Source organism: Flavobacteriales bacterium (genome assembly GCA_016704485.1).
In the GTDB taxonomy this organism is placed as follows: domain Bacteria; phylum Bacteroidota; class Bacteroidia; order Flavobacteriales_F; family PHOS-HE28; genus PHOS-HE28.
In genome coordinates, this window is the sequence record JADJAA010000001.1 from 1,958,340 (window position 1) to 1,979,564 (window position 21,225).

Here is a 21,225-nt window from a genome sequence, read left to right on the forward strand (position 1 = left end):
GGTAGCAATGTTATTGGATCGGTCTTGAATTTATACCTGAGATCACTCAATGAACCTTATTCCTTTCTGCAACACTAGTGTTCTCATCGTCCTCTCTTTAGAACTGTAAGCTTTGGCAGTTCAACCTATCACGAGAACAAGGGCAATAAGAATATTTCGGGTTATGTTCATAATGCTGGATAAGAAAGCGGCCAAGTTAGCCGTTGCTCACCTTTCCGATCATCTTCTCATCTTCACGGCCGCTAATGCAACGCACCTTCCTCACTAACCTCGGCCTGATACTGGTGTTGAACCTACTGGTAAAGCCGTTCTACATTCTGGGTATTGATGCCGGGGTGCAGGAGGCTGTAGGTGCTACGGCTTATGGTGGCTACGCGGCATTGCTCAGTCTTGGCTTTTTGCTGAACATCGTGTTGGATCTGGGCATTACCAATTACAATACGCGCCATATCGCGCAACACACCCACCTCATGGGCAAGTACTTCAGTGGGGTGGTGGGTGTTCGTTTTGTATTGGCTGGTCTGTATGCTGTGCTCTCTTTGGGTGTCGGGTTGCTATTGGGTTATTCCGGTGACCAATTAAGTATGCTCGGTTGGCTGGTATTGAACCAGATCCTAGCAGCCACCATTCTCTATTTCCGTAGCAATATCGCTGGTGCCCAACATTTGCGTACCGATAGTTTGCTGAGTGTGTTGGACCGCCTGTTATTGATCGGCATGGTTGGCTGGGCACTTTGGGGCAGGGTAGGTGGCGCGCCTTTTCGGATCGAATGGTTCGTTTGGGCCCAGACCATTTCATATGGTATTACGACCGTGGTGGCTCTGGTGTTGGTCCTGCGACTTAGTGGAAAGGTGATCCCGAAGTGGGATATGACATTCGGACGGGTAGTCCTGCGGCAAAGCTTCCCCTACGCACTGCTGATCCTGTTGATGACCTTCTACTACAGAACCGATACGTTGATGTTGGAGCGGATGCTTCCGGATGGTGCGTTCGAAGCCGGCGTTTATTACCAAGGGTTCCGGTTCTTCGAGGCGTTCAATATGATCGGGTACCTGTTCGCCGGATTGCTCTTGCCCCTGTTCAGCCGCATGCTTTCTCCGAAGGCTGCTCCAGGTCCCGGTGGACGCGAAGGGTTGGACCCGTTGGTAGGCATGGCATTCAAACTTGTTCTGGCTGGATCATTGGCCATTGCTGTGATCGGCTCGGTGCATGCCATCGACTTTATGCAACTTCTTTATAGTACCAATACGGTCCGCTCCGGAACGGTCTTCGCCTTGCTGATCTGGAGCTTTGTTGGGGTTTGCACCACCTACATCTTTGGTACGCTGCTAACCGCCGGAGGAGATCTGCGAACCTTGAACTGGTTGGCCGGTATTGGTGCTGTGGTGAATATCTGCCTTAACGCGATCCTGATCCCCCGTTATCAAGCAGAAGGTGCAGCATGGGCCAGCCTCGTAACGCAGATGGCGACGGCAGCGGCGCAGGTAATACTTGCCATACGCATATACAAGCTTCGTATGCCGCTCGCGGTTCTTGGCAGGGCATTGGGTTATACGCTGGCCTTAGCTGGCATGGCTTGGGTACTTCTGTGGACCGGAACCACATTTGTTCTGTCACTTGCCATATTTGGCGTAGGAGCTTTGGGGCTTGCCGTGGTAACCGGTATGTTGGATCTTCGCGCTATCCGAACGTTGTTTGCCGTGAAATACAGCGGAACCGACACTGATCATGACATGAATTGAGCGGAAAGTGGTGCTCCGCACCAATAAATTCCAGTATATCACGTTCACCGGGCCAAAGGCTTACTTTAGCCGACCTTTTTTAAGTAGTTCGTTCGCATGTCGCAGACCTCTCAACCCAAGGAACAGAATTCCTATGATCTCGCGCTCTTCTTATGGGCACACCGTAAATTGATCATCGGAATAACCGCATTGGCCATCATCTGCGGTACCGTTGCCGCCTACGTCATCACTCCGCTCTATAAAAGTGAAGTGGTCATGTTCCCTGCTATCACGCAATCCACTTCCAAAGCGTTGCTGTATGAATACTCCGGAACCTCCGAGGATATTCTTGCACTTGGTGATGAAGAGGATGGCGAGCAGTTGATGCAGATCCTCTATTCCGATATGGTACGGAACCACGTAGCCAAGCAATTCGACCTGTACAATGTGTACAACATCGAGGCGGACAGCAAAACGCGCGAAGCTGAACTGAAGGACGCGTACCTGGATCATGTCCTGTTCGAATACACCAAATTCGGAAGTGTCAAGGCCCGTGTTATGGATGATGATCCTCAACGCGCATCGGATATGGCTAATTTCATTGCCGATCAGGTGGATACGGTGTGGTCGCAAATGGTGGATGAACGCGCGATGGTCGGCTATGGCATCGTACAGAAGAATGTTCTTGAAATGGAACAGGTCATTTCACTCTTGGAGGACAGTATGAAAGTGTTGCGCCAACTTGGTGTGCACGATTATCACACACAGACCGAACGGTACAACGAATACATGGGTGCCGCCATCCTGAAAGGGGATAAGCGAGCTGTGCGCGAATTGGAGGATCGGTTCAGTGTGCTTGCTGAGTATGGCGGGGCCTACGTTACCCTTCAGGATCTGATCCGCGAGGAAACGGTAAGGCTTGGGGTGCTCCGTATGAAGATGAGACATGCAGAAGCAGACCTGAAAAGTACGCTGCCGCATAAATTCATCGTGGATCGTGCTGTGCCGGCCGACAAGAAGAGCTATCCGATACGGTGGCTTGTGGTTGCCATTAGCGCTATTGCCGGTCTGTTACTGGCACTGCTATTGATCGTTATTCAAGCAAATATTCAAAAGATCCGTGCGAGCAATGGCTGATAAAGATCTCTCCTTTCAGTGGTTCTTTGGGATCGTACGCTCCAATTGGCGAACATTCACCATAGTTGGCGCAGCTGCAATTGCATGTGCTTATGTCTTCAGCGGCCCAACCTTCATTCCCCCGAAATTCCTTTCAAAAGCCACCGTTTATCCGGTGAATCTGAACAGTTACAGTCAGGAGACCCGCACCGATCAATTGCTGCAGTTGTTGGAGAGCAATATTATCCGCGATAGTCTGATCACCCGTTTCGACCTTGCCAAGTCCTATGACGTGGATACAGCGCTGAATGGTGGATACTTCGCTTTGTACAACGAGTTCAATGATCGTGTGGAGATCAGTAAGACGCGGTATGAATCCGTAATGATCGAGGTTCTGGATGAAGATCCGAGAGTGGCCCGTGATATGGTGCTGGAGATGTTGAACCAAGCCAACCTTTTGGCGCGTCGCTTACAACGTGAGAAATCCAGGGAAGTGGAACGCATGGCTCTTAGAGCGATGAAGAACGAACGCCACAAGCTGGATTCCATCGAGGCGCGATTGGATCATTTAAGACAAGGGAATGGACTTTTGGCATACGAGGTCCAGGCGAAAGAAGTGACCAAAGGATATGTGAAGCTTCTTTCATCACCAGGAGCGAATTCAGCACAAAAACAGCAATTGGAGGCGCTTATGAAGGAACTTGAAGAGAAGGGTGGTGAGTTCCGCTATTTGAGCGGGCTTAGCGATATGTTCCGTTATAACTACAACCGGCTGCTCACGGAATATGAGGTTGCAGTGAATGATGTTACCAAAGAGCTGACCTATACCAATGTGGTGACCTACCCTGAAGTGAGTGATAAAAAGGTATATCCCATCCGGTGGCTGATCCTACTGATCACGGTCGTGGCAGCGGAGCTACTGTGTTTCGCATTATTCATGATCAAGGAGCGGAGCAAAGGGAACGGTGATCCTGAATAGAAAATGGTACAAGCGCTGAAAGTACATTGGATCGCCACCGTATGCGTGTTGTTCGTTCTGATCAATGCAGCGTTCATAGCGAAGGAGATCTACTGGTTCAGTGCGCTTCCTGCGGTTCTATTGGTGATCTGGGCCATGTTCACTTCGGTGAATAACCTGGTCCTGTTCATCGCTTTCGCAACGCCGCTCTCCATCAATCTGGAAGAGATGGACCTTGGTGGTCTGGGTATTGCGCTGCCCACGGAACCATTGCTGGTAGGGCTTATGCTGCTCATGCTACTGAAGATCTCCGTGGAAAGGAATGTGATCAGTGGCAAGGTCCTCCGGCATCCCATCACTTGGGTGATCATGCTTCAGTTGACATGGATGTTCATCTGTATTCTCCCCAGCAGTATGCCGCTGGTATCGTTCAAGTATTTCACGGCACGCCTATGGTTCGTTGTCACCATGTTCTTTCTGGTCACAAGAGTGTTCGAGGATGAACGGAACATGCAACGTTTCATCTGGGCGTACATCAGCGGTCTTTGTATCGTGATCATCTATACGCTGACGAAGCATGCGCAATTTTCCTTTGCACACGAACCTGCGCATTGGGTGATGGAACCCTTCTTCAAGGACCATACGAGCTACGGTGCCATCATCGCATTCTTCCTGCCATTCGGGATCACCGCACTGTGGCTTCCGGGGCGATCCGCAGTTTGGAAAAGCCTTGCCTTGCTGATGTTAGTGTTGCTAACTGCAGGACTGATATTCTCCTATACACGCGCAGCATGGGTGAGCCTAGTAGGTGCACTCGGTGTTTTCATTTTTATGAAGTTGCGGATCCCACTTTGGTCCGTTGCTGCGGTTCTGATCATTGGTGGTGGAGTCTATTTTGCGAACGAGGAACAGATAACCTTGGCCTTGGCAAGTAACACCGAAGAGTCGTCGGACGATCTTGGCCAGCATGTGCAGTCCATCTCCAATATTTCCAGCGATGCATCGAACCTGGAACGGATCAATCGTTGGAATTCCGCATTACGGATGTTCGAGGAGAAACCGTTGTTCGGCTGGGGACCGGGTACTTACATGTTCCAGTATGCACCGTTCCAAGCTTCGGAGGATCGTACGATCATCTCTACTAATTTCGGGGTACAAGGGAATGCGCACAGTGAGTACTTAGGCCCACTTTCAGAACAAGGGGTGCTTGGGTTCCTGTTGATGGCAGCTCTGGTGCTGGTAACGCTGATCACGGCGGTACACTTGCATTATCGCATGCCGCCGGGTGCTGATCGCGCCATCCTCATGGCCTTGATACTTGGGCTGGTAACCTACTATCTCCACGGCGGGTTGAATAACTTCCTGGATACCGATAAAGCGTCGGTACCGTTCTGGGCATTCACGGCGATGATCGTCCTATTGGATCTGAAGTATCCGAGGGCCACAAAGACCTAATTTGATACGAAGGTGCTGAGGCTGAAAAATGCCTGCTGTCTCGGCTCCGATAGATCAATAGATCCGACACGTAAGCAACGCGATATCGTCCAGATACGGTTGCGTGCCGCGGTGTGTCTCGAAGGACTTGATCAGTGCTTTGTTGAGGAATTGAGGACCATTGCCGCCAAGTTCCACCATCATGCGTTCGACCATAGTGGTCTCGAACGCGTTGCCGTGGATATCCTCCTGTTCCACCAGCCCATCGGTATAGCACAAGATCGTCGCCGGTTTAGGTAACGCTGCTTCGCCCACGTTCAGGAAAGGCAATTTCGGCATCATGCCCAACGCAATGCTTCCATCCTGCAACGTGCGAATTCCATCCGCATCGCAGACCAGAGGCGCATTATGACCAGCATTCACGTAACTGATCCGCCGCGCTCGTAGATTGATATGTCCAAGGAAAAGGGTGATGAACCGCTCACCGCGAGCACTAAGGAAGACCTTATCGTTCAGGTCGTTCACCACGGCAGTAAGATCATTACCATGCCGAACACTTGCATGTAGGTTCGCTTGGAAATTGCTCATCAGCAAAGCCGCTGCAATTCCTTTTCCGCTCACATCCGCAACCGCAATGACCACCTCATCCTCGTTCAAGCTGATCACATCGTAGTAATCGCCACCTACCTCACTGTGTGGCTGGTACCAGCCGGCAGCCTTGATGCGCTCGTTGTTGGGTAGATCACGTGGCACGAGCATGTTCTGCATTTCCGCAGCCAGTTCCAGTTCGCGTTTTGCGAGCGCTTGTTGCAAGGCCTGTTTCGCCAAGCGCTGGTTCTCCATGGCCACCACGATCAAATTGGTCATGGTCTGAATGAAGTTCAGATGCTTCACTGCGGGACTCATCCGCTGTTCTTCCTCGTCGATATCACCAATAAGCAACAACGCCAGCGGCCTATCCTGATGATGCACCGGTACTGCGATATCGAAGGAACCTAAACTGATCGCGTGCTCAGTACCGATCACTTGGATGTCATTGTTCTCGCCGAATAAGGCCATGACATCAATGTCCGGATCTCCACTATCCGTTCCATAAGCTAGAATGCGGCTCCATGCACCTTCCGTGAATTCGAATAGCATCAGTCGTGTGATCCCGAGCTCTTCGCGCAAGGAGTGTTCGTACAGCTTCAATAAGTCTTCACGCCCCGTGTTGTTGTTGATCGCCTTGGTGACATCCAATAATGCACGAAGCTGGAACTCCTTCAGGTCCAATCGTTCTATGATCCTATCGAGACGGGCCATATCAGCCTTCCATCTTTTTAAAGAGATCCGGCAATTTGGCGATCAACGCGATCTCCCGCATTTTCTGGCGCCATTCACCCGCAGGACTACCTAGGTAGGTCTTGCCGCCTTCTACTGAATTCATGATGGCACTTTGGCCTAATAGCGTGGCGCCTTTGCCTATCCGCAATTTACTGGGTACGCCTGCTTGGCCCCAAAGCGTTACATCATCTTCGATCACAACGGCCCCACTAATGGCTACATGACCAGCGAACAAGCAATTGCGGCCTATGAGCGTATCATGACCAATGTGTACGTGGTTATCGATCTTGGTGCCACGGCCGATCCGTGTTTCCGCACTAACACCACGATCAATGGCACATTGCGCTCCGATCTCCACATCATCCTCAATCACCACGCTGCCTCCGGGCACCATCTTTTCATAGCCATTCTTTCGCTTTTTGTAATAGAACGGGTCCGATCCGATCACTGTGTTCGCATGGATGATCACGTTGTTTCCGATCGTGGTGTTCTCATAGATCACTACACCAGGCATGATCAAACAGTCAACTCCAATGCGCACATTGGAACCTAGTACCACGCTTGAGTGCACCTCGGAACCTCTTCCGATCAACGGTTCAATACTTCCCCACGCTTTACGCGGGTTGAAATGGATGATCAACGTGTTGTAATCGCGGCACGGATCATCGCTGATGATAATGGCTTTACCGTCCGGTATGACAATGTCATCTTTGTCCAACAAGATGGTGGTAGCCGCACTGTTCAGTGCTTTTTCGTAGTACTTGGGGTGGTCCACATATACTAGATCTCCAGCACGTACGCGGTTGATCTCATTGATCCCGGTAACAGCGAGGTCCGAATTGCCCTTCACTTCTGCGCCCAGTAATTGAGCGATGTCTTTAGCGGTACTGGATGGTGTAAGGTCCACGAGGGCTAATTTACATTCCTAATTCCTAATTGCTCGCTACGCTCGATTCCTGATTCCTGATCCTTGCGTCGGAATTAGGAATCAGGAAGCAGGAATCACTTTTTCACCCGATCCATGTACGTACCGGTTTCGGTATCTACACGAATAACGGTTCCGATCTCCACGAAACTGGGTACGCTCACCTCTGCACCACCATCCAAGGTTGCGGACTTCATCACTTTATTACTGGTGTCACCTTTCACAACGTTCTCCGTGTAGGTCACTTCCAATTCAACGGTCTTAGGAGGAGTGGCAAAAATGGCAATGTCGCTCTCGAAGCCTACCTGCACTATCATTTCTTCTTTCATGAAACGGAACCCATCGCCGAACAACACTACGGGGATATGCTTCTGCTCGTAGGTGGTCTGGTCCATGCACACCAAGTTATCTCCTTCACGGTAGAGGTATTGCAGTTCGTGGATCTCTACTCGCAAGATGTCGATCACCTCACCACTGCGCCAGCGATGCTCGTTCAGCTTACCGGTGCGTAGGTTGCGCATCCTACCTTGGTAGAAGGCACGCAGGTTGCCGGGTGTGCGGTGCTGCCACTCCATCATCTGGCAAATGTCATTGTTGAAGCGGAGGTAGGTGCCGATGCTGATGTCTGAGGAAGTGGCCATGGGTTGCGCTTGCTGTGTATGAGGGCCGCGAATTTAGGGATTTCGGAATATCCCGGACCAATTGAATTGTATATGCTTTTCGACCCGCCTTGCCGCTGATACGCAAAACACTGCATGCACGCATACGTCAAATAGCGCTTCAGTACCGATGTTGTTGAGCTGAACAGGATTGAATTATGATCTGAAGAACGCAGCGGCTTGGTTAATGCTGGCCACGGTCCAATACCGCTCCAAACTTGCACGGGACGCGGGTGAAAGCATGAAAGCCTTCTAAAAAGCCTATGATGCCATTTCGGGTATCGACCGTTTACGCAAGGACCAGCAACGCTTACTACGCGAAGGAATGACCCACTACGCAGAGTTCAAGAAAGAGACCGGCGACACTGCAGAAGCGCTCAGGATCATGGAGCTCGGAAAAGATCAGTTCACGGAGAACCTGGAGTTCAAGGGTTTGTTTGAATGATACGTTGAATTGAGTACAGGCCTCTTCAACCCAAAAAACCTGCAGGACCAATTCAAACTTAAAGCAGTATCCACAAGGCTTTCACTTGTAGCTGCCAACTTCCACAACCCCCTCGCACAATTCAAATTCAACTTTTTGTCGGTTGCTCGCTACGACCAACGTGCGGTTATCTGCGTGGTCGCGTAGCAGCTGGCTGAACCACGCAATGGCTTCGGCATCGAGGTTGCTTGTGGGTTCGTCCAAGAGCAATAAGGGGGTATCGCTCAAAATCGCAAGGGCCAATTTCAAGCGCTGTTTCATGCCACTGCTGAAGTGGCTCACTGGTTTTTCCAGGGCATGGTCCAAGTACGCAAGCTTGGCAAGGGCGTCCGGGGCCATTCCTTGGCGGAATGGTTTGAAACGCGCGTGGAACGCAATGGTCTGGCGCAGGCTTAGGTCTTCATATAATCCCAAATAGGGTGCTGCAATGCTGATGTGAGTGTACACTTGTTCCTGCTCTAGCCGTGTGCCATTCAAAGTATGTAGAATGGTGCCTTGCGTGGGAATGATGGCACCGGCAATGATCTGGAGCAAGGTGCTTTTTCCGCTGCCGTTCGGTCCTAGTATCGCTGTGCGACTGCCCGCTTCAAGGGAAAGGTCAACCCCTCGGAATACAATTTCGCGACCGTATTGTTTGGCGATATCGTGGAGTGTGACGTGCATTGGAATGCAACGCGCTATTCCGCCAATCCACGCATGATCCCTTTCGGACTGTTGCGGATGAAATCGAGAATGGTACCACGTTCAGGGCTGCGTTGCATGGTCTGTTCCACGTTCTGCACGCCTCTGTCAACATTCGTATTGCGCACGAAGATCTCCCGGTAAATGTCCTCGATCCGGATCACTGCATCATCACTGAAGCCGCGCCGACGCAGACCAACAACATTCACGCCCATGTAGCTCAGTGGCTCACGTGCCGCCTTCACGTAGGGTGGTACGTTCTTGCGAACAAGACTTGCTCCCGCCACAAAGCTGTGCGCACCAATGTGGATGAACTGTTGCACCGCGACATTGCCTTCCAGAATGGCCCAATCGTCTATGGTAACGTGTCCCGCAAGGTTTACACTGTTCGCAATAACAACATTGCTGCCAAGCATGCAGTCGTGTGCCAAATGCACATAGGCCATGAGAAGACTGTTCTCGCCCACAGTAGTACGCTCTCGGTCGGCTGTTCCCCGGTTAACGGTAACGCATTCACGAACCGTTGTTCCATCACCGATCTCGGCAGTGGTCTTTTCGCCTCTGAATTTCAGATCCTGCGGTATGGCACTGATCACCGCGCCAGGAAATATCCTACAGTTCTTTCCGATACGTGCACCATCCATCAGAATTGCGTTCGGGCCTATCCATGTGCCATCACCAATGACCACATCGCCGTATACCGCTGCAAAGGGCTCTACAGTGACATTCTTGCCTAGTTTGGCATCCGGGTGTATGTACGCTAATTTGGAAATGGTCATTGCGCAGTAGCCGTTGCTTGCTTGGCCGTAGCCGCTGGATCTTCTTTATCCTTTACGATCTGGGCCATCATTTCTGCTTCTACTGCCAGCACGCCCGCGATGTATCCCTTGCCTCGCATGTGAACGATGCCACGGCGTATCGGGGTGATAAGCTCCAAGTGGAATATGATCGTATCGCCCGGGATCACTTTGCGTCTGTACCGTATGCCATCGGTCTTTAGGAAGTAGGTGGTGTAGAATTCCGGATCGGGAACTTTGCTCAATGCGAATATGCCACCCACCTGCGCCATGGCCTCCAGTTGTAGAACACCCGGCATTACGGGGTTTCCGGGGAAGTGGCCCGTGAACTGAGGCTCGTTCATGGTTACGTTCTTCACACCTACTATCGTGGTCTCATCCATCTCCATCACCTTATCTACCAACAGGAACGGGTAGCGGTGAGGCAGCATGCGCTGGATGTCGTTGATATCAAAGAGGGGTTTTGCGCCTAGGTCGATATGCGATACCGGATTCTTGTCCTCTTCGCGCATCTTTTCCTTGAGGCGCTTTGCAAAACTGGTGTTGCCGAAATGGCCCGGACGACCAGCCAGAATATGACCTTTGATCGGGCGGCCCACCAAAGCCAGATCACCAATGATGTCCAACAGTTTATGGCGTGCCGGTTCGTTGAAGAACTTCAGGTCCGTGGTATTCAGTACTCCATTGCGGCGGATCTCCACTTCCTCGTACTCGCGGCCCAAGGTCTTGGCCAATTCCATTAATTGCTCCTTGGTGGTGCCTTCACGGTCTTCCAATACGATGGCGTTATTGAGGTCTCCGCCTTTGATCAAGCCCAGCTTGGCGAGGTGTTCCAGCTCCCGCAGGAAAACGAACGTGCGGCACGGTGCAATTTCCTCCTTGAACTCGTCCAAACGATACATGCTGGCATGCTGCGTTCCAAGGACCGGACTGTTGTAATCCACCATCACCGTTAACCGGAACTCACCGCCTGGTGTTGGTACGCCCAGCATTTCGGTGCCTTTTTCCTTGGTCTCGAACCAGAGCGGTTCTTTCAATACGAACCAATTACGTGGGGCGTCCTGTGCTTCCAATCCAACTGTCTCAATGGCGTTAACGAAAGGCAGGGCACTGCCATCCATGATCGGGATCTCCGGACCGCTCACTTGGATCAGGCAATTGTCCACACCTAAGGCGTAGAGTGCGGATAATACATGTTCGGTGGTGTTCACCACGACATCACCTTTGCCAAGCGTCGTTCCGCGTTCCGTACTGATCACAAGGTCCGCATCGGCATCGATGATGGGCTCACCATCCAGGTCCGTCCGCTGGAACTTGTAGCCATGCCCAATGGGCGCAGGACGAAGACTCAAAGTGACCGGTTCGCCGGTATGTAACCCTACGCCTTTAAGCGTGGCACTGCCTTTCAATGTATGCTGTTGGTCGCTCATGGGTTGCATTACGCGCTTGCACATGATCATGCAAGTGCTCCGCGAAGGTAGGATCCCGCGCAATATCTGGGAGCGTTCCTTTGAAAAGGTGTGATCGTGCAGGAGCTAACTCCCTATTCCGCCGCCTTGCGTAACGCGTCCAGTTCCTTCTCCAGAAGCTCCAACCGCTTTCTGAGATCCGGCAAATTGCGGTATACCACGTAACTGCGTTTGTACTCGCCGATGTTGAATGCTGGAGAACCCTGAACCACGGAATCATCCGCAATATCGGATCCGATCCCGCTTTGGGCAGCGATCTTCACCCGGTTACCAATGTTCAGGTGGCCCGATATCCCGACCTGACCACCGATCATGCAATGCGTGCCGATCTTCGTGCTACCAGCGATCCCGGTCTGCGCCACCACCAATGTGTGGGCACCAATGTCCGCGTTGTGCCCGATCTGAATGAGGTTATCCAGTTTAACGCCTTGTCGGATGAATGTGGACCCGAGTGTTGCCTTGTCGATGGTGCAATTGGCGCCGATCTCCACGTCATCCTCGATGATGACATTGCCGATCTGGGCCATTTTCTCTTGCGTACCTGCTTCAGTTACAGTAAAACCGTATCCATCCGCTCCGATCACAGTGCCACTGTGTATGATGCAGTTCGCGCCGATCGCGCTCTTGGCATACACCTTCACGCCTGCATAAAGCCGCGAACCGGATCCGATGATCACACCATCACCGATGAAACAGTTCGGGTAGATCTTTACATCATTGCCAATGACAGCGTTCTCAGAGATATACGTGAAGGCACCTACATAGACGTCATCGCCCAACTTGGCCTTTGGATTGATATAACTGGGTTGTTCATAACCGATCTTGTTGTGCATCTGCAGATCGTGCATCTCCAACAACTTCGCGAAAGCAGCGCGCGGGTCCTTCACGCGTATGAGCGTAAGGCTTTTGGCCAACGGCTTGCTGGGCTGAAACCTGTCCTCAACGATGGCTATGCTCGCAGCCGTGGAGTACAAATACTCGGTGTATTTGGGATTGGAAAGAAAAGTAAGCGTGCCAGTTCTGCCTTCTTCGATCTTGGCCACATCGTATACCAGGATCTGGGCATCGCCGTCCACTGTTCCTTGAAGGAAATCGGCGATCTGTCCGGCGGAGAACTGCATGGGCGGTTTACTTGCGTGCGAAGATAGGACGTTGATATCTTGGCATTTGTTGTTCCATAAGGTAAGGCTCAGGCGAATTACTGATCCAATGGCACCTCGATCCGTGTCAGATCCCATTCCAGGACCAATGTTGCCGGTGTACCTCCGACCGATATTGAGAACAGTTCAACCGGTGTGGTCAGTGTTTGCGGGGTAACCTTAGCCACGGCAACGTCTTCCAAAGGGTCACGCATGGCATTTCCATCGAAATCAATTCCCCAACCGTACATTTTTTTATTGAGGTAGACGCTCCATTGGTCCGCACCCGGTGTGGTCCACAACGTATAGGTACCTGCCGGTACCGCAGTTCCACCAAAGGTGATGGATTCATTGAAGCTGATGGTACTCGCTTCGTTCGCACCGGTTCGCCAAACTTTTCCGAAGGGAACCAAGGATCCGAAGATCACACGGCCTTTCTTGCTTGGCCTGCTATAATGCAAAACTGCGGTCAAGTCACCAACGATATAGGTCTGCTCCACTTCCGGACTTGCCTGCTTGGTCTGCACCTTCATGAATTTCAGGGCAACATAGGCCCCAATTCCGAGCACGGCAGCAATGATCACTGTCCATTTTACTGTTTTCGACATGATGGCTCAATGGGTCTTTTCGATCTCAATTTCTTTTTCAACGGACGCCTTATCTACCAAATCGACATGTACGCTGATGTTCTTGGCGTCCCGCAATACACGCACTTTTCCATCGTCAATAGCTATCGTGGTATCACCGATGAAATCAACTTTTTCCAATTCGCTCACGATCCGTTCAGCTTCTGCATCGCCAGGATGCTCGCTATGATCCTCGTCATTCCGTTGATGACCTTCGTGGCCGCGTTTGCAGCAATTTTCTTTACCCTCGTTTCCATGGCCACATGCCGAGGCGGATGTGCACATGCTGTTGCGATCGCATTTCGCATTTCCGTTACAACTGACCCTGCACACGAGGAAGCCCAATACGGATCCGATCAAGCTGAAGAGTAGGATCTTGGCCCAGTTGGTATTCATGGTGCCGAAGGTAATGGCATGCTATGAACTTTCGGTAGCAGGGATCTTTAGGACCTTGCGAAGTGCCGAACTCATTCATTGAGATGATCGTGCGTTGCGAAATTGATGATGCTATTCTATGGGATCACCTATTCCGGGGCAGAGGATCTGCCTTTAATTCGTCTGGCTTTTTCCATGGCCGGAAAATCACTGCGCCAGCCCATTTGGAGATTGTAGAGCTTGAAGAATAGCACGTCTCCGAGGATCATGCGTGCTATGGTGCCAATACCCATGGACCCATTTTTCTTGCGCCATTGTCCATCAGCAAGGTGAACGCTGAAATTCTTGCCTGGACGGAAGGAGGGTAGAATGAAATACTCCTTCGGCAGAATTCGGATATCGCCACCTATGATCTGCTCCTTATTGTTCAAGCGGAATTTCGGGTAGGTTTCGATGAAGTGTTTCGTTACAATGACATTATTGACCTCAGGTTCCACCATTTCATCGTATTGTGCAAGCAACGCCGTGATCAATGGATGACCCGCAACGCTGCCCATTATTGCGGTGGATAGGAAGTGGTCGTATTCGAATGACCATAAGGTCCGGCGATCGAAGAAAGGCGCAAGGCTTTTCTTCATTCGCACATCAGTATCCAAGTATAGACCTCCGTGATCCCTAAGGACCAATAGCCGTGCAACATCGCTGGCATATGCGTACTGCTTGGCCTCAAGCATCCGTTTCATGAATGGATGGGAGTCAATGTCCAAGTTGCTCTCGTTCCACTCAATGATCGCATGGTCCGGCATAAGATCGTGCCATTTCGAGATGCGCTTCTGCATAGCTGCGGAATGCGGTTCCCCACCGAACCATACGTAATGGATAAGTGGTGGAATACCTTTATAGGTACTTCCGGTGCGATGCTCAGATCTTTGCCTCGCGACACTATTTGGGAGAGTAGGCGTCACTTCAGTTAAGAGATCCTTCGGTGTCTTATTCAATGAACTTGTAAGACTACCCGAAGCCATTTCTTCATCGCGAAGATAGTTCGTCGGAGTATTTTTTGTACTTGGCATTGTGTGATTCGGCAGCGTAAAGGTCCTGAGACTGAAAAGATTTGATCTTATATAAAGTGGCTACTTTTCAACAAAACAGCCTAGTTTTCAACGATCTAGCCTCCGTCTGACCTTTAGGCTTCCTCTTGTAACCACCGCGGCCAGGCCAAGTAGAATTTTTCCACAGGTTTCGCCATGGCGGCTATGCCGAGGTTATCACTGGCTTCAGCAATGTCGACCAAGGCGCCGTCCTTGTACAGAAGCTCAATGCGGTCCTTGCTAGGATCATAGGCATTGTTGATGATACTGCCGTGCAGTACGAACCGGTCCGCTTCGGGTAGCGGTACTTGAAGTGCCTTGGAAACACGTCGCTTCAGATCATTGATCCGCTCGGCAGGCCATGGCTTATCCTGCAATTTGATGCGGAGGTTATGGCGTTGCACAAGATCCGTGGAAAGGCGCGATAGTGTGGTGTCCGGATGATCGCACCAGACCTTTATCGCACCCATGATGTCATGATCGTCCAGTTTCAGGAAGTCATTCAACACCTCCGGTTTCTGGAACGATGCGCGATCGTGCCTGTTCGTAAGGAATTGTTGCAAGGCAGGAGAAGCGAAGAGTACGGTTCCGCGCAAAGCCATCTCCTTGGCATGCCGAAGTGTTTCCACCAGCATCATCTCACACGCCACTACCGCTTTGTGCAAGTAAACCTGCCAATACATCAATCGCCTGGCAACGATGAACTTTTCAATGCTGTAAACCGCCTTCTGCTCCACTACAAGTTTATCGTCCTTGACCTGTAACATCTTCAGAATGCGTTCGCCGCCTATCACACCTTCGCTAACGCCCGTGTAAAAGCTATCCCTGTTCAGGTAATCGATGCGGTCCACATCGAGCTGGCTGCTCACTAATTGATGCAATGCATGCTTCGGATATTGATCCCTGAATATCCGAAGTCCAAGTTCCAACCCTCCACCGAATTCTTCGTTCAGGCGATCCATGACCAAGGCACTGATGTCCTCATGTCCTATCCCATCAACGAGGCTATGTTCCAACGCATGGCTGAATGGCCCGTGCCCAATGTCATGCAAGAGTATGGCGATGGTGGCTCCTAGTTCTTCTTCTTCCGTGATCTCATGTCCTTTGCTGCGGAGCGTGTGGATCGCTTCGCCCATGAGATGCATTGCGCCCAACGCATGGTGAAAGCGCGTATGCAACGCTCCAGGATACACGAGATGCCCTAACCCTAATTGCTTGATGTAGCGCAGCCGCTGGAACCAAGGATGATCGATCAACCGCAACACCTCCGCGTGCGCTACCGTGATGAATCCGTAGATGGGGTCGTTCAGGATCTTCATGCAAGCCGGTGCCAAGGTCGTGAATTCGCGGGTAAGACCAACGCTTTCAGCCGTTAGTAGGTAGAAGCCTTCATTAGCTAACAAACATTAACGCTAAGAACCCTCGTACTTTGCACCCACAAGAGATCAGTAAGCAACACCTGCGTATTTTTTGCGTTCGGTTGTTATGACCACACGTACCATGGAACCGTCCCGACCTACTGGGGCAACCGTTTTGAACATGACCGCTAACATTCTTTGGGCTGATGACGAGATCGATCTATTGCGCCCACACGTTCTCTTCCTGCAACAAAAAGGCTATGTCGTGGATACCGTTAATAGCGGGTTGGATGCTATTGAAAAAGTGAAGGCCAAAGAGTATGATATCATCTTTTTGGATGAGAACATGCCTGGCATCAGCGGTCTTGAAACGCTTGGTCGCATCAAAGTGATCCATCCTCACGTGCCGATCGTAATGATCACCAAAAGTGAGGAGGAGCACATCATGGAAGAAGCGATCGGTGGTAAGATCAGTGATTACTTGATCAAGCCGGTGAACCCGAACCAGATCCTGCTTTCATTGAAAAAGAATTTGGAAGGGCGCAGGCTCGTGAGCGAGAAGACCAGCAGCAGCTACCAACAGCAATTCCGGCAGTTGAGCATGCGCCTCGGCGACAGGCTCGGTACCGAAGAATGGATAACACTTTACGATGAATTGGTGCGCTGGGAGTTGGAGCTGAGTGGTAATCAGGACCAAGGAATGACCGATATTCTACGTTCCCAATGGGCCGAGGCCAACGAGCAGTTCAGCCGGTTCGTGATCGATCATTATGTGGATTGGGTGAATGGTAAAGGTGATGATGTTCCATTGCAATCACACCAACTTCTCAAGGCCAAGATCGCACCGCACATTGATGAGAAGGGAAGTCCATTGTTCATGGTACTGATCGATAACCTGCGGTTGGATCAATGGCGTGTGCTGGAGCCGATATTAGGCCAATTCTATCGCATCGAGGAACAAGGAATGTTCTATAGCATTCTTCCGACGGCAACGCAGTATGCACGAAACGCCTTGTTCGCTGGTATGATGCCGAGTGATATTGAAAAGCGCCATCCCGGTAAATGGATCAGTGAGGACCAGGAAGGCAGCAAGAACGCGCATGAGGATGAATTCGTTGGTGCGCATTTGCAACGCTTGGGTAAGAAGGTGAAATACAGTTATCACAAGATCCTGAACTTGAATGCCGGCCGAAAACTCGCGGACAGTTTGGACAATTTGATGGAGAATCCCTTCAATGTCATCGTCTACAATTTCGTGGATATGCTAAGTCATGCGCGTACTGAAATGGAGGTGATCCGTGAGCTTGCCGAAGATGATGCGGCCTACCGCAGTCTTACGAAAAGTTGGTTCGAACACTCGCCGCTCTTCGATATTCTAAAAGGAATTGCAGAACGTGGGGGGCGTGTGGTGATCACCACGGATCATGGCACCATTCGCGTGAATGAACCGAGCAAAGTGGTGGGCGATCGCAACACGAATAGCAACTTGCGCTATAAGCATGGTCGCAACCTCACGTTTGAAAAACGCGATGTTCTGGAGATCAAGGACCCAGCTTCTGTTTTCCTTCCGAAAGCCAATATGAGCACGAGCTATATTTTTGCTAAAGGCGATCGGTTCTTCGTGTACCCGAACAACTACAATCATTTCGTGTCCTACTTCAGGCATACGTTCCAGCATGGTGGCATTTCCTTGGAAGAGATGCTGATCCCGTGGGCGGTACTTAAGCCGAGGTAAGGCAGCTTCCCTTTTGAAAACCCACTACCCGTGATCTCCACCTTACTTCTGCGCAGACCCGTTGATGTCCCGGACATCGCCCGGTTGATCCTGAATAGTTATAAGGATCATCGTGTGTTCGCTTTGAAGGGTGATCTGGGTGCCGGAAAGACAACATTGATCAAAGGGCTGTGCGAAATTCTTGGCGTCAGCGAGGGTACGAGTAGTCCCAGTTTTTCGATCGTGAATGAGTACCGAACGGAACACGGCGACCGTCTCTACCACTTCGATCTGTATCGCATACGGGCAGCCGAAGAACTGGAAGGCATCGGATTCGTGGAATATGTGGACAGTGGTGGATACTGCTTCATCGAGTGGCCTGAGCTGGCGTTGGACCTGTTGCCGAGTGATGCCGTTGTTATTGATATCAGTGTATCTGCCAACGGCACGCGCAGATTACAAATAGGCCCAACACCGTGATCTGCCTTGTTCGTTGGCACATGTTCCGAGGTCATCGTTCAAAACCCTTGTTCTTTGCTATTGTGCCAAAGTGAGCTTATGGTTTATCTTGCAGCGCCTTATCGATCTTCTCTCAGTGGCCGAACCGAATGAGCTTTTCCAGCCAACTCACGAAACAATTGGTCCGCGAGATGACCATGCTCCCGCAAGAGCAAGCATTAGCAACGGGTCGTAAGAAGAAAAGCCTCTTCATAGGTATCCCGAAAGAGATATCCTTCCAAGAACACCGTGTTCCGTTAACTCCTTCTGCAGTGGCCGTATTGGTAGGGCGCGGTCATGAAGTGCTGATCGAGCGTGGTGCCGGAGGTTCTTCACAATTCCAGGACAACGACTATAGCGAAGCCGGTGCCATGGTGGTCGAAAGTGCGGAAGAGGTCTTCAAGGCGGATATGATCCTGAAGGTCGCTCCGCCCAACCATACGGAGATCGAAATGCTGCGCCATAAGCAGATCCTCATTTCGGCACTGCAGCTTACCGTTCAACCCAAGGATACCCTGCGCCGGATGATGGAAAAGCGCATGACCGCTGTTGCATGGGATTATATAAAAGATCGTGAAGGGATCTATCCGATCATTCGTGCGATGGGTGAGATCGCCGGAACTACAAGTATCCAAGTGGCAAGTGAATACCTCGGTGCAGAAAAGGGCGGACCAGGTCTTTTGCTTGGTGGTATCAGCGGTGTTGCCCCTGCGGAAGTGGTCGTGGTTGGAGCCGGTACCGTCGGTGAGTTCGCTACGCGAGCCGCCCTTGGCCTGGGTGCTAGTGTCAAGGTGTTCGACCGTAGCATCTATCGTTTACGTCGTTTGCAGAATGATCTCGGAAGTCGTGTTTGGACATCCGTGATACAACCGAATGAACTTGGTAAAGCACTGAAGAATGCTGATGTTGCCATTGGTGCCGTTCGCTCCGAAGATGGCCGCACACCCATGGTGGTTTCCGAGGAGATGGTGAAGGAGATGAAAAGCGGGTCGGTGATCGTGGATATCAGCATTGATCGCGGTGGTTGCTTTGAGACCAGTGAGGTCACCACACATACCGATCCTGTGTACAAGCGATATGGAGTGTTGCATTATTGCGTACCGAACATCGCAAGTCGCGTACCCCGAACGGCCAGCACAGCCCTCAGTAATATTTTCGGCCCCATGCTTCTGCATATGGGAGACGTAGGTGGTTTCGAGGAACTGATCAAACGCGATCTTGGTCTTCGCCATGGCGTCTACCTGTACAATGGTCATGTTACCAGCGCTATATTGGGTGAAGCATTCAAGCTTCCTTTCAAGGACTTGGATATTTTGCTTGCAGCATTCTAATAGGTATTGGGTACAGAGTACCTAGTACAGAACCGTACCCTGTACCCAATACCAGTTACTTAGTTCTAAAAAACAAATGTCTCTTCAACGCCGCTTAACGCTCTACCTCATAGGTTTGATCCTCGGTGGAATGATGGCCTATAAGTTCTATGGCGACCGCGTCACCAATGGGAAATGGCTGCCGGAGAACAAAGTGAAACAACGATTGACATGTACCCTGATAAAGGCATCACCGGAAGCAGATCAGCAACTTGCGCAATGGTCAACTGACCTTAATGCAGTGCGTCTTTCTTTGGATAGCGCATCATTGGACCTAGGTGCAAGCAAGCGCACACCAGATAGCATTTTCTATTCAATGCGCACGATCGTTGCTGGCCGGAACGCTGACCTAACGATCGCTGTGCTCCGCGATTTTGACCTGGATACCACTGCGACACTTCAACGTATTGTGTTGGTCCAATAGGTGGTCAATGTATTAGATAGGACCTATCCCGCTATAATGCTGTTTTACCTCGTCGTTGCTCAATGTGATCAGTGTGAAAACACCGAGTGCGGTTCCGAAGGGGATGCTTAGACAGCACAACGCGGCAATGACCATGGATCCGGTTCGGTTCCGTGCTTGGGAGATCCAATAACCGCTTAGCATCACGAATACCCCAAAAGCAAGTACGGCGAATGCAACTCCGGCCCCAATGCTCTGCATTAAGTGCCCGACGACCTCTGGCGGTGCATCCATATCATGCTGCACAAGATCGCTGTTCATCATTCCACCAACAGCATATAGGATGAACCCGAGAACGATTGCCGTAAGACAAATAAGGCCACCATATACATAGTGCAGGATCGAGATGGTTGAGAGATTGCGCATTGTGTTTGGGTTTTATGAAGCAATGATAGCACACAGCCACATAGCCCAAAGGTCTTTCAGGTTGAATGGCTGTCCGGGTTGATAATTGGTCCCGGAGCGCTGATGATCGTGTGAGTTGGTTGGTGCTACTTGTATCTGCTCAATGGAAACAAGCCACGAACAACACAATCCAATCAACGTTTTGTGTATGAGAAGTAGCGGCTTTTGAGCTTTGGCTTGCGCGAGCTATTGTTAATACACCGTGTTATGCGCTTGCGAATTACTTTCCTGTTATTCTGGTCAGTCCACTACCTAGTAGTCCGAATAATGCAGCAACTCCAGTCCCAATTATTGCAGTTATGATCCAAAGTCCTCTCGTTGCTTGATTTTCAATATCCCCTGTGTTTGCGTCAAGCAACATTGATATTTTCCATCCAACTGTCGTGTCAAATAGTCCCAAAATTGCTGCGTAGATCATTCCTGTTTTTATGTCCCTCTGTCTGGTTGCGATAAAAGCTGTCGTACCGTAAATGATAAATGAAATAAGGGACAAAAGTGAATAGTTAAAGTCAAATTGACTTGAAGTAATTGAACCATGTGTATCAAGAAATCCAACCGCGACTAGTCCGAATAGTAGTGTCTTATATTCCTGTTTCATCGTATGTCATTCTTTGCATAG

Annotated in this window: 21 protein-coding genes; 8 read left to right on the forward strand and 13 right to left on the reverse strand. The window is 50.7% G+C overall.

Translation table 11 applies throughout. The features are described 5' to 3' along the window. The first annotated feature begins 245 nt into the window (after positions 1-245). The 4 genes from IPF95_08300 (at position 246) to IPF95_08315 (ending at position 5,250) form a co-directional block, all read left to right on the forward strand. A complete protein-coding gene (locus IPF95_08300; GenBank protein MBK6474699.1) occupies positions 246-1,742 on the forward strand; it encodes a polysaccharide biosynthesis C-terminal domain-containing protein in 1,497 nt (498 codons plus the stop codon). Positions 1,743-1,838: 96 nt separating this feature from the next. Continuing rightward, the gene (locus tag IPF95_08305) at positions 1,839-2,858 is read left to right on the forward strand and encodes a hypothetical protein (protein ID MBK6474700.1); all 1,020 of its coding nucleotides are present in this window, start codon (positions 1,839-1,841) and stop codon (positions 2,856-2,858) included. Beyond that, positions 2,851-3,816, forward strand: a complete 966-nt coding sequence (locus IPF95_08310) for a hypothetical protein (protein MBK6474701.1) — start codon at positions 2,851-2,853, stop codon at positions 3,814-3,816. Before IPF95_08305 ends, IPF95_08310 begins: the two co-directional genes overlap by 8 nt. Before the next feature lie 3 nt (positions 3,817-3,819). Further along, positions 3,820-5,250: an O-antigen ligase family protein gene (locus IPF95_08315; protein MBK6474702.1), complete on the forward strand. Its 1,431-nt coding sequence runs from the start codon at positions 3,820-3,822 to the stop codon at positions 5,248-5,250. Between the two features lie 54 nt (positions 5,251-5,304). On the opposite strand, the gene IPF95_08320 is transcribed toward IPF95_08315, so the two are convergent. From IPF95_08320 to IPF95_08370, 11 genes are all read right to left on the reverse strand, one after another. Continuing rightward, positions 5,305-6,531, reverse strand: a complete 1,227-nt coding sequence (locus IPF95_08320; GenBank protein ID MBK6474703.1) for a PP2C family protein-serine/threonine phosphatase — start codon at positions 6,529-6,531, stop codon at positions 5,305-5,307. Between the two features lies 1 nt (position 6,532). Then, positions 6,533-7,459, reverse strand: coding sequence for a UDP-3-O-(3-hydroxymyristoyl)glucosamine N-acyltransferase (locus IPF95_08325; protein MBK6474704.1), 927 nt, complete (start codon positions 7,457-7,459; stop codon positions 6,533-6,535). Between the two features lie 95 nt (positions 7,460-7,554). Then, complete coding sequence (gene efp, locus IPF95_08330) at positions 7,555-8,118, reverse strand: elongation factor P (protein MBK6474705.1); 564 nt, start codon at positions 8,116-8,118, stop codon at positions 7,555-7,557. A gap of 544 nt (positions 8,119-8,662) precedes the next feature. Then, positions 8,663-9,283: an ABC transporter ATP-binding protein gene (locus tag IPF95_08335; protein MBK6474706.1), complete on the reverse strand. Its 621-nt coding sequence runs from the start codon at positions 9,281-9,283 to the stop codon at positions 8,663-8,665. Between the two features lie 14 nt (positions 9,284-9,297). Continuing rightward, complete coding sequence (lpxA, locus tag IPF95_08340; GenBank protein ID MBK6474707.1) at positions 9,298-10,080, reverse strand: acyl-ACP--UDP-N-acetylglucosamine O-acyltransferase; 783 nt, start codon at positions 10,078-10,080, stop codon at positions 9,298-9,300. Next, a complete protein-coding gene (locus IPF95_08345; protein MBK6474708.1) occupies positions 10,077-11,528 on the reverse strand; it encodes a bifunctional UDP-3-O-[3-hydroxymyristoyl] N-acetylglucosamine deacetylase/3-hydroxyacyl-ACP dehydratase in 1,452 nt (483 codons plus the stop codon). The genes lpxA and IPF95_08345 overlap by 4 nt, the downstream gene beginning before the upstream one ends. A gap of 113 nt (positions 11,529-11,641) precedes the next feature. Beyond that, complete coding sequence (gene lpxD / locus IPF95_08350; protein MBK6474709.1) at positions 11,642-12,688, reverse strand: UDP-3-O-(3-hydroxymyristoyl)glucosamine N-acyltransferase; 1,047 nt, start codon at positions 12,686-12,688, stop codon at positions 11,642-11,644. 77 nt (positions 12,689-12,765) lie between these two features. After that, positions 12,766-13,314 carry a DUF2911 domain-containing protein gene (locus IPF95_08355; GenBank protein ID MBK6474710.1) on the reverse strand — a complete coding sequence of 183 codons (549 nt, stop codon included), beginning with the start codon at positions 13,312-13,314 and terminating at the stop codon, positions 12,766-12,768. Between the two features lie 6 nt (positions 13,315-13,320). Continuing rightward, positions 13,321-13,728, reverse strand: a complete 408-nt coding sequence (locus tag IPF95_08360) for a hypothetical protein (GenBank protein ID MBK6474711.1) — start codon at positions 13,726-13,728, stop codon at positions 13,321-13,323. A 128-nt stretch (positions 13,729-13,856) separates the two neighbouring features. Continuing rightward, positions 13,857-14,780, reverse strand: coding sequence for a hypothetical protein (locus IPF95_08365; protein ID MBK6474712.1), 924 nt, complete (start codon positions 14,778-14,780; stop codon positions 13,857-13,859). 113 nt (positions 14,781-14,893) lie between these two features. After that, positions 14,894-16,117: an HD domain-containing protein gene (locus IPF95_08370; protein MBK6474713.1), complete on the reverse strand. Its 1,224-nt coding sequence runs from the start codon at positions 16,115-16,117 to the stop codon at positions 14,894-14,896. A gap of 220 nt (positions 16,118-16,337) precedes the next feature. Here IPF95_08370 and IPF95_08375 point away from each other — a divergent pair, with 220 nt between their 5' ends. The 4 genes from IPF95_08375 to IPF95_08390 all read left to right on the forward strand — a co-directional run bounded on the left by IPF95_08375 (position 16,338) and on the right by IPF95_08390 (position 20,162). Then, the gene (locus IPF95_08375; protein ID MBK6474714.1) at positions 16,338-17,891 is read left to right on the forward strand and encodes a PglZ domain-containing protein; all 1,554 of its coding nucleotides are present in this window, start codon (positions 16,338-16,340) and stop codon (positions 17,889-17,891) included. Between the two features lie 48 nt (positions 17,892-17,939). Further along, entirely contained in the window at positions 17,940-18,350 is a 411-nt protein-coding gene (gene tsaE, locus IPF95_08380) for a tRNA (adenosine(37)-N6)-threonylcarbamoyltransferase complex ATPase subunit type 1 TsaE (GenBank protein MBK6474715.1), read from the forward strand. A gap of 128 nt (positions 18,351-18,478) precedes the next feature. Further along, entirely contained in the window at positions 18,479-19,699 is a 1,221-nt protein-coding gene (locus IPF95_08385; GenBank protein ID MBK6474716.1) for an alanine dehydrogenase, read from the forward strand. Positions 19,700-19,775: 76 nt separating this feature from the next. Next, on the forward strand, positions 19,776-20,162 hold the full coding sequence (locus IPF95_08390) for a hypothetical protein (protein ID MBK6474717.1): 387 nt from the start codon (positions 19,776-19,778) through the stop codon (positions 20,160-20,162). A 12-nt stretch (positions 20,163-20,174) separates the two neighbouring features. On the opposite strand, the gene IPF95_08395 is transcribed toward IPF95_08390, so the two are convergent. Continuing rightward, positions 20,175-20,567 carry a hypothetical protein gene (locus IPF95_08395; GenBank protein MBK6474718.1) on the reverse strand — a complete coding sequence of 131 codons (393 nt, stop codon included), beginning with the start codon at positions 20,565-20,567 and terminating at the stop codon, positions 20,175-20,177. 259 nt (positions 20,568-20,826) lie between these two features. Continuing rightward, entirely contained in the window at positions 20,827-21,204 is a 378-nt protein-coding gene (locus IPF95_08400; GenBank protein ID MBK6474719.1) for a hypothetical protein, read from the reverse strand. Between the last annotated feature and the right edge of the window lie 21 nt (positions 21,205-21,225).

Excerpts from the sequence above, each read along its gene's own strand:
- IPF95_08345 (MBK6474708.1), bottom strand. The coding sequence starts at position 11,528 with ATGAGCGACCAACAGCATACATTGAAAGGCAGTGCCACGCTTAAAGGC.
- IPF95_08375 (MBK6474714.1), top strand. The coding sequence starts at position 16,338 with ATGACCGCTAACATTCTTTGGGCTGATGACGAGATCGATCTATTGCGC.
- IPF95_08385 (MBK6474716.1), top strand. The coding sequence starts at position 18,479 with ATGAGCTTTTCCAGCCAACTCACGAAACAATTGGTCCGCGAGATGACC.
- IPF95_08400 (MBK6474719.1), bottom strand. The coding sequence starts at position 21,204 with ATGAAACAGGAATATAAGACACTACTATTCGGACTAGTCGCGGTTGGA.
- lpxD (MBK6474709.1), bottom strand. The coding sequence starts at position 12,688 with ATGCAGTTCTCCGCCGGACAGATCGCCGATTTCCTTCAAGGAACAGTG.
- IPF95_08370 (MBK6474713.1), bottom strand. The coding sequence starts at position 16,117 with ATGAAGATCCTGAACGACCCCATCTACGGATTCATCACGGTAGCGCAC.
- IPF95_08355 (MBK6474710.1), bottom strand. The coding sequence starts at position 13,314 with ATGTCGAAAACAGTAAAATGGACAGTGATCATTGCTGCCGTGCTCGGA.
- IPF95_08365 (MBK6474712.1), bottom strand. The coding sequence starts at position 14,780 with ATGCCAAGTACAAAAAATACTCCGACGAACTATCTTCGCGATGAAGAA.
- IPF95_08360 (MBK6474711.1), bottom strand. The coding sequence starts at position 13,728 with ATGAATACCAACTGGGCCAAGATCCTACTCTTCAGCTTGATCGGATCC.
- IPF95_08395 (MBK6474718.1), bottom strand. The coding sequence starts at position 20,567 with ATGCGCAATCTCTCAACCATCTCGATCCTGCACTATGTATATGGTGGC.
- efp (MBK6474705.1), bottom strand. The coding sequence starts at position 8,118 with ATGGCCACTTCCTCAGACATCAGCATCGGCACCTACCTCCGCTTCAAC.
- IPF95_08310 (MBK6474701.1), top strand. The coding sequence starts at position 2,851 with ATGGCTGATAAAGATCTCTCCTTTCAGTGGTTCTTTGGGATCGTACGC.
- IPF95_08320 (MBK6474703.1), bottom strand. The coding sequence starts at position 6,531 with ATGGCCCGTCTCGATAGGATCATAGAACGATTGGACCTGAAGGAGTTC.
- IPF95_08315 (MBK6474702.1), top strand. The coding sequence starts at position 3,820 with ATGGTACAAGCGCTGAAAGTACATTGGATCGCCACCGTATGCGTGTTG.
- lpxA (MBK6474707.1), bottom strand. The coding sequence starts at position 10,080 with ATGACCATTTCCAAATTAGCGTACATACACCCGGATGCCAAACTAGGC.
- IPF95_08305 (MBK6474700.1), top strand. The coding sequence starts at position 1,839 with ATGTCGCAGACCTCTCAACCCAAGGAACAGAATTCCTATGATCTCGCG.
- IPF95_08300 (MBK6474699.1), top strand. The coding sequence starts at position 246 with ATGCAACGCACCTTCCTCACTAACCTCGGCCTGATACTGGTGTTGAAC.
- IPF95_08335 (MBK6474706.1), bottom strand. The coding sequence starts at position 9,283 with ATGCACGTCACACTCCACGATATCGCCAAACAATACGGTCGCGAAATT.
- IPF95_08390 (MBK6474717.1), top strand. The coding sequence starts at position 19,776 with ATGTCTCTTCAACGCCGCTTAACGCTCTACCTCATAGGTTTGATCCTC.